At 64.6% G+C, this 19,190-nt stretch carries 15 protein-coding genes; 9 read left to right on the top strand and 6 right to left on the bottom strand.

Features of this window, described 5'->3' with window-relative positions:
* Positions 1 to 22: 22 nt before the first annotated feature.
* Positions 23 to 1,636, bottom strand: coding sequence for an amidohydrolase (locus ACRVY7_RS19410; RefSeq protein ID WP_431818287.1), 1,614 nt, complete (start codon positions 1,634 to 1,636; stop codon positions 23 to 25).
* Positions 1,637 to 1,690: 54 nt separating this feature from the next.
* The gene (locus ACRVY7_RS19405) at positions 1,691 to 3,190 is read right to left on the bottom strand and encodes an APC family permease (protein ID WP_431818286.1); all 1,500 of its coding nucleotides are present in this window, start codon (positions 3,188 to 3,190) and stop codon (positions 1,691 to 1,693) included.
* Positions 3,191 to 3,344: 154 nt separating this feature from the next.
* On the opposite strand from ACRVY7_RS19405, the gene ACRVY7_RS19400 reads away from it, so the two are divergent.
* Positions 3,345 to 4,445, top strand: coding sequence for an isocitrate/isopropylmalate dehydrogenase family protein (locus ACRVY7_RS19400; protein ID WP_431818285.1), 1,101 nt, complete (start codon positions 3,345 to 3,347; stop codon positions 4,443 to 4,445).
* Here ACRVY7_RS19400 and ACRVY7_RS19395 read toward each other — a convergent pair whose 3' ends face one another.
* Positions 4,446 to 5,717: a lipase family protein gene (locus ACRVY7_RS19395; RefSeq protein ID WP_431818284.1), complete on the bottom strand. Its 1,272-nt coding sequence runs from the start codon at positions 5,715 to 5,717 to the stop codon at positions 4,446 to 4,448.
* 319 nt (positions 5,718 to 6,036) lie between these two features.
* On the opposite strand from ACRVY7_RS19395, the gene ACRVY7_RS19390 reads away from it, so the two are divergent.
* Genes ACRVY7_RS19390 through ACRVY7_RS19380 form a run of 3 tightly spaced genes read left to right on the top strand, consistent with a single transcriptional unit; the run spans position 6,037 to position 8,717 of the window.
* Positions 6,037 to 6,972, top strand: coding sequence for an ABC transporter substrate-binding protein (locus tag ACRVY7_RS19390; RefSeq protein ID WP_197494437.1), 936 nt, complete (start codon positions 6,037 to 6,039; stop codon positions 6,970 to 6,972).
* Between the two features lie 3 nt (positions 6,973 to 6,975).
* A complete protein-coding gene (locus tag ACRVY7_RS19385) occupies positions 6,976 to 7,935 on the top strand; it encodes an amino acid ABC transporter permease (RefSeq protein WP_064866893.1) in 960 nt (319 codons plus the stop codon).
* On the top strand, positions 7,932 to 8,717 hold the full coding sequence (locus ACRVY7_RS19380) for an amino acid ABC transporter ATP-binding protein (protein WP_431818283.1): 786 nt from the start codon (positions 7,932 to 7,934) through the stop codon (positions 8,715 to 8,717). The genes ACRVY7_RS19385 and ACRVY7_RS19380 overlap by 4 nt, the downstream gene beginning before the upstream one ends.
* Before the next feature lie 30 nt (positions 8,718 to 8,747).
* Here ACRVY7_RS19380 and ACRVY7_RS19375 read toward each other — a convergent pair whose 3' ends face one another.
* Both ACRVY7_RS19375 and ACRVY7_RS19370 read right to left on the bottom strand, forming a co-directional pair.
* Entirely contained in the window at positions 8,748 to 9,659 is a 912-nt protein-coding gene (locus ACRVY7_RS19375; protein ID WP_431818423.1) for a class I SAM-dependent methyltransferase, read from the bottom strand.
* Positions 9,625 to 10,227 carry a 2'-5' RNA ligase family protein gene (locus ACRVY7_RS19370; RefSeq protein WP_431818282.1) on the bottom strand — a complete coding sequence of 201 codons (603 nt, stop codon included), beginning with the start codon at positions 10,225 to 10,227 and terminating at the stop codon, positions 9,625 to 9,627. Before ACRVY7_RS19370 ends, ACRVY7_RS19375 begins: the two co-directional genes overlap by 35 nt.
* A 290-nt stretch (positions 10,228 to 10,517) precedes the next feature.
* On the opposite strand from ACRVY7_RS19370, the gene rpsA reads away from it, so the two are divergent.
* On the top strand, positions 10,518 to 11,987 hold the full coding sequence (rpsA, locus tag ACRVY7_RS19365) for a 30S ribosomal protein S1 (RefSeq protein WP_049698146.1): 1,470 nt from the start codon (positions 10,518 to 10,520) through the stop codon (positions 11,985 to 11,987).
* A 156-nt stretch (positions 11,988 to 12,143) separates the two neighbouring features.
* Positions 12,144 to 13,337 carry a dephospho-CoA kinase gene (gene coaE, locus ACRVY7_RS19360; RefSeq protein WP_431818281.1) on the top strand — a complete coding sequence of 398 codons (1,194 nt, stop codon included), beginning with the start codon at positions 12,144 to 12,146 and terminating at the stop codon, positions 13,335 to 13,337.
* A 5-nt stretch (positions 13,338 to 13,342) separates the two neighbouring features.
* Here the strand turns inward: coaE and ACRVY7_RS19355 are convergent, their stop codons facing one another.
* A complete protein-coding gene (locus ACRVY7_RS19355; protein WP_431818280.1) occupies positions 13,343 to 13,864 on the bottom strand; it encodes a ribonuclease FAU-1 family protein in 522 nt (173 codons plus the stop codon).
* A gap of 79 nt (positions 13,865 to 13,943) precedes the next feature.
* Here ACRVY7_RS19355 and uvrB point away from each other — a divergent pair, with 79 nt between their 5' ends.
* The 3 genes from uvrB to helR all read left to right on the top strand — a co-directional run bounded on the left by uvrB (position 13,944) and on the right by helR (position 19,189).
* Positions 13,944 to 16,106, top strand: coding sequence for an excinuclease ABC subunit UvrB (uvrB, locus tag ACRVY7_RS19350; protein ID WP_270485360.1), 2,163 nt, complete (start codon positions 13,944 to 13,946; stop codon positions 16,104 to 16,106).
* 173 nt (positions 16,107 to 16,279) lie between these two features.
* Positions 16,280 to 16,720, top strand: a complete 441-nt coding sequence (locus ACRVY7_RS19345) for a universal stress protein (protein WP_049698143.1) — start codon at positions 16,280 to 16,282, stop codon at positions 16,718 to 16,720.
* A 294-nt stretch (positions 16,721 to 17,014) separates the two neighbouring features.
* Entirely contained in the window at positions 17,015 to 19,189 is a 2,175-nt protein-coding gene (helR, locus tag ACRVY7_RS19340; RefSeq protein WP_431818279.1) for an RNA polymerase recycling motor ATPase HelR, read from the top strand.
* Position 19,190 lies beyond the last annotated feature (1 nt).

The following is a 19,190-nucleotide window of genomic DNA, read 5'->3' as shown; positions in this document are numbered from 1 at the left end:
GCAGCCTCGACGCTCTGGCGGTTCAGGCGTCCACGTGGTCGGCGCGATGCACCACATCGCCTCCGACCATGGTCAGCACGATCGGGGCGTCGGCGAGCTCGTCGGGCGGGCACCGGAGCGGATCGACGGCGAACGCGGTGAGATCGGCGCGGTGGCCGACCGCGATGGCTCCGGCGTCGCGCGAGCCCTGCGCCCGTGCGGCGTGGCTGGTGTAGCCCTCGAGCGCCATGCGAGCGGTGAGTGCCTGTCCGGGAAGGATCGGCGCATCGTCGACATGTCCCGCACGGCGTCGGAGTTGGGCGTCGGCCATGATCGACCGGGCGTCGAAGGGGGCGATCGGCCAGTCCGAGCCCAACGCGAGGATCGCCCCCGCGTCACGGATGTCGCGTGTGCGGAATGCGCGGTCGGCGCGTTCGGTGCCGAGTCTTTCCGACCAGTTGTCGGAGTGATCGGCGCGCGTGTAGTGGGTGCAGTGGGTCGGCTGCATGCTCGCTACCACCCCCTGCTGCGCGAAGCGGTCGACGAGGTCGTCGGGGAGCGTCTCGATGTGTTCAATCCGATGCCGTGCGCCCGACGGGAGTTCCGGTAGGTCAGCGAGACTGTCGAGGGCGTAGCGGATTCCGGCGTCGCCGATCGCATGGGTCACAGTGGGGACGCCCCGCTTGGCCAAGTAGCGGAGCGCGTGTCGGTACTCCGCTGGGTCCGGCCACAGTGGTGCGGTTGATTCACCGTGAGAGTCGGGAGTATCGAGCCATGCGGTACCTCCGTCGATGGTTCCGTCGACCATGAACTTGACGCCGTCGACGCGCCACCGCCTGCCACCGCGACGCTGCAGCTCGACGATGTGGTCGAGTTGCTCGGTATCGGTGCCGGGCATGCAGAAGGGAGCGAAACGGAGCCGCATGGGAAGTTCGATGTCGGCTTCGAGTGCGGTGACGAGCTCGCCGCTGTCGCCTTCGAAGTCCATGGCGTTCGCTGACGTCAGTCCGGCCGCAGCCATGGAGCCGAGCAGATCGGTGAGGCGTTGTCGGCGTTGCTGCGCCGACTCTGGCGGTACGACCGCGGAGACGACGCTGACCGCCTCCAGTTCCAGCAGGTGACCCGTGGGAATGCCGTCCTGGCAGACGATTTCGGCGTTGCCGCTGAATGCCCGTGGGCCATCGACGCCCGCGATGCGCAGTGCCGCCGGGGTGGCGAGTGCTGAATGGCCGTCGAAGAGGTAGAGCAGGGCGGGCAGGTCGGGTCCCAACGCCGTCACCACCACGTCGGAGGTGACGGGTCGGCCACCGAACACGTTGGGATCGAGGCCCCAACCCCGCACCCAGCCGTCGACGACGCGGGCGGTCCGCAGAGTCTCGACGAGTTGATCGAGGTTGTCGACGCCCGAGAGGTCGACGCCTGCCGAGATGTCCAGTCCGAGAACAGGATGGATGTGTCCGTCGATGAGGCCGGGGGTGAGGGTCGCGCTACCCAGGTCGACGATCTGAGTCGACGCAGAGATGTAGGTAGCCAGCGAATCCGCGTCACCGAGAGCGCAGATCCGCCCGTCGGAGATGGCGACAGCGCTGTGGCCTTGTTCCCCGGTGAGCGTGTGGATGGTCTCGGCGAGGATCACGGTGTCGGCTCGGTGTGTCATGGTCGTCCCTGGTTTCGGAGGTAGTGGTCGGTTTGTGGATTCGGCGTTGGAGATTCAGCGTTCGGTGGCGGCGTGCGGGTCGTCGTAGAGGCCACCGATGCGGGCATACACGCGCGGGACTCGTGCGCGGAAGTAGAGTGCCGCAACGATTCCGAGGAGGAACACCACTCCGACGCTGCCGACGAGTGCCGTGTTCGCCGCGGTTCCCATGTTGGTCAGCAACTTGATGTTCGCCACGAGTACCAGCAATGCGAGGGTGAGGAGGATCGTGCTGAGCACACCCGCGATCATTCCTATCCGCTCGGCCCGGACGTAGCGCTTGCGCACGAAGTACGCGACCACGGCCAGCGATGTGATCACCTGCAGCGCAATGATTCCCACGATTCCTGGGGTGTTGAGGACCAGGAGGAGTTGATAGTAGGGATCTGCACCTGCCAGGCCGAACGCTGCGATGACGACGGCGGCGAGGATGGTCTGCAGATTGCCTGCGCGAGAAGGGGATTTGTACACGGGATGGGTGCGGTCGAGGATGCGTGGCAGTGCGCCGTCGCGTGCGAGTGCATAGGTATAGCGGTTTATGGCGTTGTGAAACGCGATCTGCGAAGCCAGTGCGCTCGTGACGATGAGCAGCGACATCACGTCGGTCGCCCAGGTGCCCACGTACGTCGTCATGGCGGTGAAGAAGAGGTCGGCGACGTCGTCACCCGCGGCCTGCTGCACCTGTGCGGCGCCGAATGCCTGGACTATCGCCCAGACGATGAAGCAGTAGAAGATGGCCATGAATCCGACTGCCCAGTAGGTGGCGCGGGGGATGGAGCGGTCGGGGTCGCGAGCCTCCGAGCGATAGAGGGCCGTCGACTCGAATCCCATGAACGCCGCGAAAGCGAAGGCCAGGACACCTGCCATTCCGGGAGCGAAGATCGCGTTGGGAGTGAAGGTGGAGAACTCGATGCCGTGCGCGCCGCCCTGGACGACGATCGCGACGGCGAGCACCAGCAGGATGCCGGTTTCGAGGGCGAGGAGAAGTCCGAGGAATCGTGCGCCGACGTCGATTCCCCGACGTCCGACGAACCACACGATCGCGATCGCGACGAGCGCGAGGACTGGCCAGGGGATGTCGACGCCGAGCACTCGCGAGATGGCGTCGTGCGTCTGTACGGCGAGGAGCCCGTACACGCCGATCTGGAGTGCGTTGTACGAGACGACTGCGAGGAAGCCCGATGCGAGTCCCGCGACCCGTCCGAGGCCAAGCGTGATGTAGGAGTAGAAGGCCCCCTTGCCGCCGGTTGCCCTGGTCATCGCCATGAACGCCACCGCGAACACCGCGAAGCTGATTCCGGCTGCGAGATAGGCGACCGGCGCACCGACGCCACCGATGGCCAGAGCCAGGGGCGCGACCCCCGCCATCACGGTCAGCGGGGCCGCCGCCGCGATCACCATGAACGCGATCGACGGCGCACCGAGCGCGTCCTGTTTGAGGTCGACTCCCGCGGGTGGTGGCGAATCGACAGCGGCAGGTGGGGTGACGAGTCGGGATGGATCTGCAGTGCTCATGAGGAGCCTTTCGAGAGCGACGCCCTCCGTGAGCGTCGTCGAAGAGAATGGCGGCTGGCCTGCGGCGTCGAAAGCCAAACCGAATGACATTCGGTTTCTAGCTATGCTGAGGTGGCTCGCCGGAGTTGTCAAGCGTTCTGGCAATATTTGCGAAATGAGCAGGGAGACTCGACTATCGATCGGTGTACTCGACGGCGACGGGATCGGGCCCGAGATCGTGCCGGTGGCCGTCGACGCGGCGAGTGCTGCAGGCGCGCGAGAAGGCATCGAATTCGATTGGGTCGCTTTGCCTCTCGGTCGTGACGCCATAGCTGAGCACGGCACGCCGACACCACAGTCGACGCTCGCGGGTCTCGACGAACTCGACGTGTGGATTCTCGGCCCGCACGACTCTGCCGGCTATCCCGAGCAGTTCCGCGGCACCCTTACCCCTGGCGCGATGATCCGTAAGCGATTCGGGCTGTATGCGAATATCCGGCCGTGTCGGGCGTATCGCGGCGTTGCCGCAACCGCACCTGACATCGACGTGGTGATCGCGAGGGAGAACTCCGAGGGGCTCTACGCCGACCGGAACATGGCCGTCGGCAGTGGCGAGTTCATGCCGACACCCGATCTTGCGCTCGCGGTCGGAGTGATCACCCGAGAGGCGAGTCGTCGAATCGCTCGAGAGGCATTCCGGCTCGCGAGGCAACGCTCACGGCATGTCACCATCGTGCACAAGGCGAATGTCCTGCGACTCACGACAGGGCTCTTCCGCGAGGCGTGCCGCGAAGTGGCGGTGGACTTTCCCGACGTCGACGTCGACGAGCAGCATGTCGACGCAATGGCGGCACTGCTGGTCCGCAGGCCGGCGGACTTCGACGTGCTCGTCACCGAGAACCTCTTCGGCGACATCCTCTCCGATCTCGCCGGTGAGTTGGCGGGATCGCTGGGCATGGCCGGTTCGGTGAACTGCTCGTCGACCAAGGCCATGGCGCAAGCCAGCCACGGCGCGGCGCCCGACATCGCCGGACGCGGAATCGCCGATCCCGTCGGCATTCTCGCCTCGATGGCGATGATGCTCCGATGGTGGGGCGATCAGCGAGCCGACGCTGCGCTAACGGCCTGCGCTGCCAGAATCGACGACGCCATCGACGTCACTCTGGCGGCTGGCATCCGCACGGCCGACCTCGGCGGCACCGCGACCACGACACAGTTCGGTGCCGCGGTCGTCGAAGCGATCGACCGCGGCACCGAATCAGCTACTGGAGCCTGATCAGCTGATGGGTCCCAGCGTGTTGCCGGTGGGAATTCCCGAGCAATAGGTTGCTGGGCGCCCGGCGAACCGGTCGGCCAGGAACTTCTCCGCGTCGGGTGCCCAGGGCAGGAACGCATCGAAGTGACTGAGCTTGGGATAGGTCTTGTACTGCGTCGGTACTCCTTCACGGCAGTACTTCGTCGCCAATCCCTGCACGTCGCCGTCGATCATGATCCCGTCGCCGGTTCCGTCGACGTTGCCGACACCGAGGAACATCGGATTCCTCGGCTTGCCGACCCAACCCATGATGTTCTGGTTGAAGGCTTGCGGGATTCCGGGGACGGTCAACAGCCCCGGGTACTGCGGTAGCAGCAATTGTGTGTCGGTCAGTCCCGGATATTTGGTCGCGAAGTTGATCAGGCACTGCCCCTGGGTCTGCGCGAGCGTTTGGGTGCCCTTGGGGGACAGGTACTGGCCGATGTTGAGGTCGAAGGTCGCGTTGTAGACGTTCATGAGCGCGGGTATCACGCCAGCCCACTGCTTGCTGCCGTTGACATAGGGCAGGTTGTGCGACGGCTGGACCAGGACTCCACCCGCGGCCGCGCCGACGATACGGAGTTCGGGAGCGTAGGTCGGGGCGAGGTCGGCACCGAAGCCGGTGGGCACCGATCCGCCCGAGTAGCCGAAGAGTCCGACCGGCGTCGACGGGGGCAGGCGTAGGTGTCGCTCAGCGGTACGAATGCTGTCGAGAGCGGTTTGTGCGGATTCGCGTCCCATCGTCCAACGCATCTTCAGGCCCTCGTAGTCGGGGACTACGACGGTGTATCCCTGGGCGAGAAATGAACCGATGATGATGTCGTCGAATTCCGGTCCGCGGCCAGTGTTGCCGCCGCGGAGAGCGTATGAGGGATCGCATTGGGACCCGAGTGCGTCATAGGGGGAGTGATACGAGATCAGCTTTCGCGGCCCGGATGTCAGCGGTTCGATGATGGAGGTCACTGCTGCCGTCGGCTTGCCGAACTGATCGGTTGTGCGGAACAGGATCTGCGTCGCAACTGCTGGAAACCGCTTGTCGCCGTATGAAAGCTGGACGACGCGGGTCTTCAGCGGTGCGCCGGGGGCGACGTGAGTGAGATCGCGTTGAGTCCCGTAGAAGGGATCTTGCGACGGTGGCTTCAACGGACTCGCGGAAGCTGTACCGGGGACGAGGAAACCGGTGAGCGTCGCAGCCAACAGGGCAGCCACAAATCCAGACAAAGCGACCCAGAATGGCCGAGGAAGGCGTTTCACGGTCGGAATGGTAATGCGATTAATGATTCTCCGCAACATTTAACGTTTATCCATCAATTCACGCTTTTTCGACAATGTTCGCGTGGAGAAGTTTATTGATCGGACACGTTGTGTTCATGCCCGACCGTGCGACTCGGGCCGGTCTGACCTACGCGCCCGGCAGTACCGGTACTCGGATGCGTCCTCGAGCCGAGCGCAGTTAATCCTGCGTAACTACCGGGTGGATTCAACGCTGAGCCAGTAAGTTACTTCGAAGTGCCGACGGTGTGTCGGTGTGTGGTCTCGAGGCGCCCACAGGGGTGCCGGGGGAAGGATTTCGATGCGACTTCAGCGATCGACACGTGCGCGATCATGGCGATTCGGTGGCCTGTTCGCCGCACTGGTGGCAGTGCTGGCTTTGGTACTCGCCGGATGTACGAACAACGAGTCCGACGAGGGGTCGGCCGGCGGCGCGGCCAGCTCGTCGAAGGCCGTCGAGGCGACCAAGGTCGATTCCATCGCCGCGCTTGTGCCTGAACCGATTCGGCAGTCAGGCCAGCTCATCGTCGGTGTCAACGTTCCCTATTCCCCCAACGAGTTCAAGGATCCCTCCGGCAAGATCGTCGGATACGACGTGGATCTGATGAACGCGGTCGCCGCAGTGCTCGGTCTCAAGCCGGAGTACAAGGAAGCCGACTTCGACAAGATCATCCCGGCGATCCAGCAGGGCACCTACAACGTGGGCATGTCGTCGTTCACCGACAGCAAGGAGCGCGAGCAGCAGGTCGACTTCGTCACCTACTACAACGCCGGTGTGCAGTGGGCGCAGCAGGCGGGCGGCAACATCGACCCGAACAACGCCTGCGGCAAGCGAGTCGCGGTGCAGTCGACCACCGTCGAGGACACCGACGAGGTTCCTGCCAAGAGCAAGGCGTGCACCGACGCGGGTAAGCCTGCCATCGAGAAGGTCAAGTTCGACAGCCAGGACGAAGCGACCAACGCTCTCGTGCTCGGCAAGGTGGATGCGATGTCGGCGGATTCGCCCGTGACCGCCTACGCGATCAAGCGCTCGGACGGCAAGCTCGAGGCCGCAGGCGGAGTATTCGACTCGGCACCCTACGGCTACCCGGTGCAGAAGGGGTCGTCGTTGACCCAGGCGCTGCAGCAGGCTGTTCAGCACCTCATCGACAACGGTCAGTACAAGCAGATCGCCGAGAACTGGGGCGTCGAAGCAGGCGCGATCCAGAAATCTGTGATCAACGGCGCGGTCAGCTGATCCGTGTCGACGCCGTCTGACGGCCGAGTCGGGGTCGACTCCGCGAAAGCGGAGCCGACCCCGATCAAGGCCGTACCGCTCAAACATCCCGGTCAGTGGATCGCCGCGGCGATCGTGCTCATCCTTGTCGCCCTGTTCATCTACGGCGCGGCCACCAACAAGGCTTACGCGTGGGACACCTACGCCAAGTACCTGTTCGACACCCGCATCATGTCGGGTGTCGGGTACACACTCGCGCTGACGGTCCTGTCGATGGTGATCGCGATCGTGCTGGGCGTCGTGTTGGCGATCATGCGACTGTCGCCGAATCCGGTACTCCGTTCGACGTCGTGGGTCTATCTATGGGTGTTCCGCGGTACGCCGGTGTACGTCCAGCTCGTGTTCTGGGGCTTGTTCCCCTCGATCTACAAGCGCATCGACCTGGGTATCCCGTTCACAGTTCAGTTCGCGCACTTCGATATCCAGTCGCTGAATGCTGCTTTTCTGTTCGCGGTCATCGGCCTGGCCCTCAACGAGGCCGCCTACATGGCGGAGATCGTGCGCGCGGGTGTGTCGTCGGTGGGTGAGGGGCAGACCGAGGCGTCGGTGGCGCTGGGTATGACGTGGTCGCAGACCATGCGCAGAACGGTGCTCCCGCAGGCGATGCGTGTGATCATTCCGCCGACGGGCAACGAAGTCATCAGCATGCTCAAGACCACGAGCCTCGTGGCGGCGGTGCCGTTCAGCCTCGAACTGTACGGTCGTGCTCGTGACATCTCGGGCGTGATCTTCCAGCCGATCCCGCTGCTGATGGTCGCGTCGACCTGGTACCTCGTGGTCACGAGCATCCTGATGGTCGGGCAGTACTACCTGGAGCGGCACTACGCGCGGGGTGCGACACGTGCGCTGACAGGTAAGCAACTCAAGGCACTCGCCGCAGAGGCAGAGGTGACCGATCCACAACACGGGGGTGGGGGAGCATGACGGTGGTCGAAGAGACGTCGGCGACACCGATGGTGCTGGCCGACCGGGTGTGCAAGAGCTTCGGTACGACGCAGGTGCTCAAAGGCATTTCGTTGGAGGTCGAGCGCGGCGAGGTCCTGTGCATCATCGGTCCGTCGGGCTCTGGCAAGTCGACATTCCTGCGTTGCGTCAACCATCTCGAGGAGGTCAACGCGGGACGGCTGTACGTCGACGGCGACCTCATCGGTTATCGCGAACGCGGCGGCAAACTGTATGAGATGAGTCCGAAGGATGCGGCCAAGCAGCGTCGTGACATCGGCATGGTGTTCCAGCACTTCAACCTGTTCCCTCACCGGACGGTAATCGAGAACGTGATCGAGGCGCCGACGCAGGTCAAACGAAAGAGCAAGGCCGAGGCCACATCTCGCGCCGAATACCTGCTGGAGCGCGTCGGACTCGCCGACAAGGCGCAGTCGTATCCGTCGCAACTCTCCGGCGGACAGCAGCAGCGCGTCGCGATTGCCAGAGCACTGGCGATGGAGCCGAAACTGATGCTGTTCGACGAGCCGACGTCGGCGCTCGATCCCGAACTGGTCGGTGAGGTGCTGGGCGTCATGCGCGAACTCGCGGCAAGTGGAATGACCATGCTCGTGGTCACCCACGAGATGGGTTTCGCCCGCGAGGTGGCAGACCAACTGGTGTTCATGGACGGTGGCGTCGTCGTCGAACAGGGCGATCCACGAGAGGTGCTGGCCAATCCGCAGCACGAGCGGACCAAGACCTTTCTATCGAAGCTGTTGTGATCGATTCCGCTGTGACCAATTGCGCTGTGATCAGCGGGGTTTGACGCAACAGAACACTGCGGTGCCCGGAAAGTACTGTCCCCGAAGCGGACTCCACTGACCCCACTCGTCCTCGAGGTCGTCCGGCCACTCCGGCTCGACGATGTCGTCGAGGATCAGTCCGGCGGCGCGGATGTCGCGGACTCGATCGCCGATGGTGCGGTGATGCTCTACGTAGGTCACCGTGCCGTCGGCGTCGACCTCGGAATAGGGCGTTCTGCTGAAGTACGGCATGGTGACGGTCAGCCCGGCAGGGCCTGGATCGTCGGGAAACATCCAGCGCATCGGGTGATTCACCGAGAAGACCCAGCGGCCGCCGGGCCGCAGGACGCGTGCGGCCTCGGCCATCACCCGGGCGGGTTCGGCGACGAAAGGCACTGCGCCAAACGACGAGAACGCGATGTCGAAGCTCTCGTCGGCAAAGGGCAGCGACTCCGCGGTCGCCTGAACGAGCGGTACGGGCGGTTCGTCGAATCGCTTCATGGTGGCGAGCCCGTGCGCGAGCATCTTCTGCGACAGATCGAGTCCGACGGCGCGCGCACCTCGGGCGACGAGCCACCGTGAACACGGCGCGGAACCGCACCCGATCTCGAGGATGTCGCGGCCGGCGACGTCGCCGAGCAGGTGAACGTCGGCCTCTCGCAACCGTTCTGGTCCCCACACGAACTCGCCGCCACGGGAGTCGGAGCCGAGGAAACCGCCGTGTTCGCGGTGATAGTCCTGCGCCTCTGCATCCCACCAGGCGCGGCTCGCGGCATCGCTCGTCGACGAATCGATACGGCCGAGGAGTCGCGGCGCGTGGGGAGTCTCGTCGTCGCCGATCACCTGACTGAGTTTAGAGATGGCGGAGCCATCGGCCGGCCGGGAGTCATGAGGCCGAACCCGAACCGTCGGGATGCTCATCGAAGACGACATCTGTTCGACTGTCGCCGTCCCAGCGTCGGATCGCGGTGATGGTCGCGCGAATGCCTCCATCTTCGGTAGCACCGGCGCGAATGCCGTGAGGGGGCAGCTCGAGCGCGGCCACGACGTCGGCGAGGACGTCGGAGTGCACACGGCGTGCCATCGTGACGTGTGGGGTCCAGGAGCCCGGGAGTGAGTGGGAGAAGACGCCCGGCTCGTCGTCGGCGGTGAACGCATGTCCGGACAGCGCCTCGACCAGCTGCAGGTGGGCGGTCAGCAAGCGGGCGGTCGGCACCACCAGCAGTGCGACGACGAGGCGGTCGCCACGGCCGAAGATCAATGGCGCGCCGATGGTCACCGGAATCGGAAGTGCTGCGGTGCACTGGCGTACTGCCCGGTCGGCGGCGGGGTCGATCCGTCGCGTCGCGGCGGCCGTGACGTGCGGGCGGTTGGTGGGCGAGGGGTTCGTGCCTGCGTTGGGCAGGTGCGATGTCGCGAGGGCATCCCACAGCGCGCGCAGGCGAACCTCTGACTCGTCGTCGAAGAGGAATTCCACCGAATGCGCCAACGTTGCACCCTTCGCCTGTCGTGGTGTCCCGGCCCGTGTCATTTGCGCGGTGGCGGGATGCGCTCAGAAGTGGTATTTGCCCAGCACAACGCCGCTAGAGTAAGGTAGACAAAGCGCGTGGAGGCATCTTTCGCGCAGTTCAGCTTGTCGTCACCTGGACGTCACCCTCGTGTGATGACCTGGGAGGACGCAGCTCGGTGGCACTGTGATCGAGCCGCGCGTCGCCTGACATCGCTGTTCAAACAATGTGAACTGTACCTACTACATACCTGTCCGGAGCAACTCAACATATGTCGTCCCCCACGATCACCTCGCCGCAAGTAGCCGTCAACGATATCGGCTCGGCTGAGGACTTCCTCGCAGCCATCGACTCCACGATCAAGTACTTCAACGATGGCGACATCGTCGAAGGGACCATCGTCAAGGTCGATCGTGACGAGGTTCTGCTCGACATCGGTTACAAGACCGAAGGCGTGATCCCTTCTCGCGAACTGTCGATCAAGCACGACGTCGACCCCTCTGAGGTCGTCAACGTCGGTGACGAGGTCGAGGCCCTTGTTCTCACCAAGGAGGACAAAGAAGGCCGCCTCATCCTGTCCAAGAAGCGCGCGCAGTACGAGCGTGCCTGGGGCACCATCGAGGAGCTCAAGGAAAAGGACGAGGCCGTCAAGGGCACCGTCATCGAGGTCGTCAAGGGCGGCCTGATCCTGGACATCGGCTTGCGCGGCTTCCTCCCGGCATCGCTCGTGGAGATGCGTCGTGTGCGCGATCTGCAGCCGTACATCGGCAAGGAGATCGAAGCCAAGATCATCGAGCTCGACAAGAACCGCAACAACGTGGTGCTGTCGCGTCGTGCATGGCTCGAGCAGACCCAGTCCGAGGTCCGCAGCGAGTTCCTGCACCAGCTCCAGAAGGGCCAGGTCCGCAAGGGCGTCGTGTCCTCGATCGTCAACTTCGGTGCGTTCGTCGATCTCGGCGGCGTCGACGGTCTGGTCCACGTTTCCGAGCTCTCCTGGAAGCACATCGATCATCCGTCCGAGGTCGTCACCGTTGGTGACGAGGTCACCGTCGAGGTTCTCGACGTCGATCTCGACCGCGAGCGTGTGTCGTTGTCGCTCAAGGCAACTCAGGAAGACCCGTGGCGTCAGTTCGCCCGCACCCACGCGATCGGTCAGATCGTGCCGGGCAAGGTCACCAAGCTGGTTCCGTTCGGTGCGTTCGTCCGCGTCGACGACGGCATCGAGGGCCTCGTCCACATCTCCGAGCTGGCCGAGCGCCACGTCGAGGTCCCGGACCAGGTTGTCGCCGTCGGCGACGACGCGATGGTCAAGGTCATCGACATCGACCTCGAGCGTCGTCGTATCTCGCTGAGCCTCAAGCAGGCCAACGAGGACTACACCGAGGAGTTCGACCCCTCGAAGTACGGCATGGCAGACAGCTACGACGAGCAGGGCAACTACATCTTCCCCGAGGGCTTCGACGCCGAGACCAACGAATGGCTCGACGGTTACGAGAAGCAGCGCGAAGAGTGGGAGAACCGCTACGCCGAGGCCGAGCGTCGCCACAAGATGCACACCGCGCAGATCGAGAAGTTCGCTGCTGCCGCAGCCGAGGCCGAGAAGGCCCCGCAGGACTACTCGTCGGCATCGTCGGAGAGCCGCAGCGCTTCGTCGAGCAGCGCTCCCGCATCGTCGGGCGGCTCGCTTGCCAGCGACGAGCAGCTCGCCGCACTGCGCGAGAAGCTGTCGGGCAACGCCTGATAGTTACGTCTCGCACGTAAACGCCAAGAGCGCCTTCCGGATTCGTCCGGAAGGCGCTCTTGTCTTTGTGTGTGTGAGATTCGCGCTGCGCTCCCGGCCCGCTGAGATCGCCGGTCGGATCACCCGATCGGCCGGTCGTTTGCCACACTGGACCTCGTGATCCGTGTAGGGCTCTCCGGCGGCATCGGAGCCGGCAAATCGACCGTGGCCAAGACCTTCGTGGAGCGGGGTGGATTTCACATCGACGCCGACAAGATCGCGCGCGAGGTCGTCGAACCCGGAACGCCAGGCCTGACGCAGTTGGTGGAGGCTTTCGGCGACGACATCCTGGCCGCCGACGGGACGCTCGATCGACCAGCGCTGGCAGCCAAGGCGTTCGTCGACGACGAGAGTCGGCAGAAGCTGAACTCGATCACGCACCCGCTGGTCGGTGCGCGTACGCAGGAACTGCTCGCCGAGGCGCCGTCGAATGCGATTGTGGTGCAAGATATCCCGCTGCTCGTCGAGGGCAACATGGCTCCGTTCTTCCATCTCGTCGTGATCGTGGGGGCAGACGAGGAGCTGCGCGTCCAACGGTTGACCGAGTTGCGCGGCATGCCCGAGGACGACGCACGCGCCCGAATCCGCGCCCAGGCCACCGACGAACAGCGACGGGCCGTCGCCGACGTCTGGCTCGACAACTCGGGCACACCAGACGATCTCGCGGACGCTGCCGCACACCTCTGGGACGAGCGGTTGGTGCCATACGAGGAGAATGTGCGCTCCCGGACGATCGTCCCCGGCCCGCTGATGCTGGCCGATCCCGAGCCGGCATGGGCGGCCACGGGTGTGCGACTGGTCAATCGCCTGTGGGCGATCGTCGGCGACAAAGCGTCGGCGATCGATCACATCGGGTCGACGGCGGTGCCGGGGCTGATCGCGAAGCCGACGATCGACATCCAGATCACCGTCGCCGACCTCGACGTCGCGGATGCTCTGGCCGACGTGCTGGCCGACGGCGGGTTCCCGCGTAATCCAGAGACCACGAGCGACCGGCCGAAGCCGGATCCGGAGACCGGCTCGGTCGATGACGGCCTCTGGGGCAAGAGGTTCCACGGTTCGGCCGATCCCGGGCGGTCGGTCAATGTGCATGTGCGGGCGCAGGGATCACCGGGCGGTCGGTTCGCCGTCGAGTTCCGCGATTGGTTGAGGTCAGACGCCGCAGCACGTGACGAGTATGCCGCGATCAAGCTGGCCGCAATGGCCGCCGCAGACGGCGACCGCGAGGCGTACGTCGCGGCGAAGGAACCCTGGTTCGATCGGGCATATGCGCGAGTCGCCGCCTGGCGTGCCGGTCGTCGGGAGACGTAGCGACGTCAGTCGTCGAGCCACGACACGCGGCCGCCGGTCGCGGTGTCGAGCCACTTCTGGATGTCGTGGTCATGTTCGGCCGCACCCACCAGTGCCCGCCGTGCGATGTGGACGGCCTCCTCGCACTCGGCGGTCGACAACAGGCTCGCTGCGTGTGCGTCGAACAATTCGTCGACGTCGATGAGTTCGAGTGGGCGACCGGGAACATCGACGAGGTCGAGGTACCAGTCCTCGGCGTGCCAGCGGCCATCGTCGTCGGGACCGTGGAAGCGTCCTATGTCGAGGTAGAGGCGCTGCCCGGTCCGATGCCCATCGACGAAGTGGAAGATGTTCGCGCGAAGTCCGAGTGCGGGGAGCAGCCAGGATTCGAGGTGACTGAATCTGGGGTGATCGGCCGTGCGCGACATGTAGAGACCGAACGGGGTCTCCTCGTATCGGTCCACCGGTCGGACGAACCCCTTGTTGTCCGTATTGGTCATTGCGGGAACGTCGAAGATCTCCCGCTTCGGCGGGTGCAGATCGGACATCGTCACACCTTAACCGCAGGTCACGGGGTGTGCGTGAATCCGGAACAGATTTGTCATAGGTCGCGTTTACCCTGGCACTATGGCTTTTGCTACCGAACACCCGATTCTCGCGCACTCCGAGCACCGTCCTGTCGGCGCCGTCGAACGTACCGAGGGTCGATTCGAGGTGGTCAGCGAGTATGAGCCCGCAGGTGACCAGCCCAAAGCCATCGACGACCTCGAACGTCGTATCGGGGCGGGCGAGCGCGACATCGTCCTACTCGGCGCCACCGGCACTGGTAAATCCGCGACCACCGCGTGGTTGATCGAGCGGGTCCAGCGCCCGACGCTCGTGATGGCACCGAACAAGACACTTGCTGCGCAGCTCGCCAACGAACTTCGAGAAATGTTGCCGCACAACGCTGTCGAGTACTTCGTCTCGTACTACGACTACTACCAACCCGAGGCGTACATCGCCCAGACCGACACGTACATCGAAAAGGACTCGTCGATCAACGACGACGTCGAACGCCTGCGGCACTCAGCGACGTCGAGTCTGCTGTCACGACGCGACGTGGTGGTCGTGGCATCGGTGTCGTGCATCTATGGCCTCGGCACGCCGCAGTCCTACCTCGACCGTTCGGTCGAGGTGGAGGTCGGCGACGAGATTGACCGCGACGCACTGCTTCGATTGCTGGTCGACGTGCAGTACACACGTAACGACATGTCGTTCACCCGCGGAAGCTTCCGTGTCCGCGGCGACACCGTCGAGATCATCCCGTCGTACGAAGAATTGGCGGTGCGGATCGAGTTCTTCGGTGACGAGGTCGAGGCGCTCTACTACCTGCACCCACTGACCGGTGATGTGGTCAGACAGGTCGACACGCTGCGCATCTTCCCCGCGACGCACTATGTCGCGGGACCTGAGCGCATGGAGAAGGCGATGACGAGCATCGAGGAAGAGCTCGAGGCGCGCCTCGCCGACCTCGAGGGCAAGGGCAAACTCCTCGAGGCGCAGCGCCTGCGCATGCGCACCAGCTACGACCTCGAAATGATGAGGCAGGTCGGGTTCTGCTCGGGCATCGAGAACTACTCGCGCCACATCGACGGCAGGCCGGCGGGCAGCGCCCCCGCAACGCTGATCGACTACTTCCCCGACGACTTCCTCCTCGTGATCGACGAGTCGCATGTGACGGTCCCGCAGATCGGCGGCATGTACGAGGGCGACATGTCGCGCAAGCGCAATCTGGTCGACTTCGGGTTCCGGCTACCCTCCGCGGTCGACAACCGTCCGCTCACCTGGGACGAGTTCGTCGGTCGTATCGGGCAGACGGTCTATTTGTCCGCGACGCCAGGCGCGTACGAACTCGGCCAATCCAATGGAGAGTTCGTCGAGCAGGTGATCCGCCCAACCGGGCTGGTCGATCCGCAGATCGTGGTGAAGCCGACCAAGGGGCAGATCGACGACCTGGTTCACGAGATCCGTGATCGCACAGAGCGCGACGAACGCGTGCTGGTGACGACATTGACCAAGAAGATGGCAGAAGATCTCACCGACTACCTTCTCGAACTCGGTATCCGTGTGCGCTACCTGCACTCCGAGGTCGACACGCTACGAAGGGTCGAGTTGCTGCGGCAACTCCGATCGGGCGAATACGACGTGCTTGTCGGTATCAACCTGCTGCGCGAGGGACTCGACCTTCCCGAGGTGTCGCTCGTCGCGATCCTCGACGCCGACAAGGAGGGATTCCTGCGGTCGACGACATCGCTGATCCAGACTGTCGGGCGTGCTGCCCGTAACGTCTCGGGCGAGGTGCACATGTACGCCGACACGGTTACCGAGTCGATGCGCAACGCGATCGAAGAGACCGAGCGTCGTCGTGAGAAGCAGGTGGCCTACAACAAAGAACACGGCATCGACCCGAAACCACTGCGCAAGAAGATCGCCGACATCCTCGATCAGGTGTACCGCGAGGCGGAGGATTCGGCAGTCGACGTCGGTGGCTCCGGCCGCAACGCCAGCCGTGGACGGCGAGCGCAGGGAGAAGTCTCGAAGGCGAAGGGTGGCTCCGCAGGGGTCATCGAGAAGCGAGATGTGGGGTCCATGCCACGAGCCGAGCTCGCCGACCTGGTCGCGCAACTAACGGAGCAGATGATGAGCGCGGCTCGCGATCTGCAGTTCGAACTCGCTGGAAGGCTGCGCGACGAGATCGCAGATCTGAAGAAGGAGCTGCGCGGCATGGATGCTGCCGGAATCAAGTAGTCGACACTCTCCATTGGGACGTTCGTCCCACTCGGGTGCGCGGTGTAGCGATCGCCGTGATCATCGGACAAATGTTGCGTGGCACACTATCCTGCCGATTCAGGTGACTCTAAAGTTGTCGTGATCGATGAAGTCCGCGAATGTGCGGAATCAGACATGTGTGGAGGTCAGGGATGGGCGCTTACCAGACGATCGTCGTCGGAACGGACGGATCGGAATCGTCGTTGAAGGCGGTCGATCGCGCGGGTGCGATCGCGGGCGATTCGAAATTGGTGATCGCATGTGCATATTTTCCGAACGATCGCGGCGCCGGTGAGGCTGCCGACGTTCTCAAAGACGAGGCTTATCAGGTGACCGGAAGTGCCCCGACCGACGAGATTCTGCGTCGGGCGAAGGAGCGGGCATCGAAGTCGGGAGGCACGCAGATCGTGGCACGCCCGGTGAAGGGCGCACCCGTGGATGCTCTGCTGCAGTTGGTCACCGATGTTCAGGCTGATCTTCTCGTCGTCGGCAATCGTGGACTGAATTCGATTGCGGGACGTCTGCTGGGTTCGGTGCCTGCCGACGTCGCGCGTAAGTCTGCGTGCGATGTGCTGATCGTGCACACCACCTAGTTCGCTTCTCATCGAAACCCAACAGCCGGGCAGACGGATTCGTCTGCCCGGCTGTTGCGCGTGTGCTGGTGGTTCGACGTATGCCGTCGTGATGAGAGCCGTCGTGATGAGAGCCGTCGTGATGAAAGCCGTCGCGATGCGTGCTGCGGGGAGCGTGACTCCCGATCCGCCGTGGTCACTGCTGCGTCCCTGCCCTTTTCACTATAACGCGAGGTAGGGGCCTTGCCGCAAGGCCCCCATCCGGGTGCACAATCGGTGATTCCGCCGCCGCCCAGCCGTTTTCGGAGTCGCCCAGTGCCTGCAGTGACCGACCATGTCTTCAATCTTCCGCCCGAGTCACCGAAATCCGTCCCGACGCGTATCGAGAGCGACGTGCGCCATTTCGAGGACACCACTGCATCCCTCGCCGGCACGGTCGATGCGCTCTCAGCCAGGCTCGACTCCGCGCGCAGGGCAGAGGGTGGAGGTGGGCAGCGCGCATCGGACCGCGACCTCGAGATTCATCAGTTGACCAGCCGTCTGCGGACGCTGCGTCGCTATGGCCTCGACCTGTGCATCGGCCGGATGACGCTGATCGACGAGCCTGACCCCGTCTACATCGGTCGCGTCGGGGTGACCGATCAGTCGGGCCGCCAACTGCTCGTCGACTGGCGGACGCCCGCCGCTGCTTCGTTTTTCAATGCGACGGCGGCGCAGCCGATGGGGGTGCGTTCCCGCAGACGCTACCGATGGGCGCGCGGGCAGATCACCGACTACTGGGACGAAGTGTTCACCGCGGACGCCGTCGACGATGGGGTCTGGCTCGACGGCGATTCGGCGCTGCTCGCAGGCCTCTCCGCGAGTCGGTCGCCACGCATGCGTGACGTGTTGTCGACGATCCAGGCCGACCAGGACGCCATCATCCGTGCCGATTCGGCAGGCGCGCTGGTTGTCGATGGCGGCCCCGGCACCGGCAAGACCGTCGTCGCGCTACATCGTGCCGCCTACCTGCTCTACTCCGACGCGCGGCTCACGCGCGGACGTCTGCTGATCGTCGGACCACACGAGCAGTACCTCTCGTATGTCGCCGATGTCTTGCCGAGTCTCGGTGAAGAAGGCGTGCAGACGTGCACGTTGCGCGATCTGGTCGCCGAGGGCGATACCGCGGTGCGAGAGACCGACGACGTGGCGGCGGCACTGAAGTCGACGGCGGGGATGGTCGACGCGATCGAGACGGCGGTCCGGTGGTACGAGGAACCGCCGAAGGAGCCGCTTCTCGTCGAGACCGAGTGGGCGGATGTGACTCTGCGGCGGCGGGATTGGGCTGAAGCATTCGCGGCGCCCGAGGCAGGTACGCCCCATAACGAGGCACGCGGCGCCATCTGGCAACATCTGGCCGCGACGGTGCAGCGACGCATCGGTGACGACGACCTCGACGTGGACGATGTGCAGGAAGCGTTGCAGCGCAACGAATCTCTTGCGGCGGCAGTGGGGCGTGCGTGGCCGATGCTCGACGCGACGGATCTCGTCGGCGACCTGTGGTCGGTTCCCGCATTCCTCCGCATGTGTGCACCGTGGTTGACGCCGGATGACGTGCGACTGCTCCAGCGAGAGCGTCCGGATGCGTGGACCGACGCCGACCTCCCGCTTCTCGACGCCGCGCGCAACCGATTGGGAGACCGCAGCGCAGACGATCGGCGTCGCCGCCGGTCCGCCGCGCTGCGAGCCGAGCGCCGTCGCATGGACCTCGTCGTCGACGACCTCATGGCGTCGACGACCTACGACGACGGCGAGGGCCTGATGTCGATGCTTCGGCAGAAAGACCTGCGCGACGTTCTTGTCGATGATTCGGCCGCGCCGGACATCGAGCCCGGCACTCTCGACGGGCCGTTCGCGCACATCATCGTCGACGAGGCGCGGGAACTCACCCCGGCGCAGTGGCGAATGGTGCTGCGGCGCAACCCGTCCGGAAGCACCACGATCGTCGGCGACAGGGCGCAGGCGCGGGCGGGGTTCGCCGAGTCGTGGTCGGAACGGCTTCACAGTGTCGGATGCCGGGACGTGCGCGTCGAGTCGTTGTCGATCAACTACCGAACGCCCGCCGAGGTCATGGAGGCGGCCGAACCGGTGATCCGAGCTGCCATACCGGATGCCAACGTGCCGTCGTCGATCAGGGAATCGGGACTGCCCGTTCGACATGCCTCGCACGGCGACCGAGATGTGATCCTCGCCGAGTGGCTCGCGCGCAACGACGAGGGCGTCGCGTGTGTGATCGGTGATCCGGACTTCACCAGCACGGGCCGGGTGCGCGCATTCGATCCGATCACCGCGAAAGGCCTCGAGTTCGATCTGGTCGTGGTTGTCGAGTCCGAGGTCTTCGGCTCGGGAATCACCGGGGCCGTCGACCGCTACGTATCGATGACTCGCGCGACCCGCGAACTCGTCATCCTGCACCCCGAGGGCGACCATACGGGCGATCAGGATGTGTGAT

Source organism: Gordonia jacobaea, from assembly GCF_965344965.1.
Lineage (GTDB): Bacteria > Actinomycetota > Actinomycetes > Mycobacteriales > Mycobacteriaceae > Gordonia > Gordonia jacobaea.
This window is presented reverse-complemented; position numbering and strand designations above follow the sequence as displayed.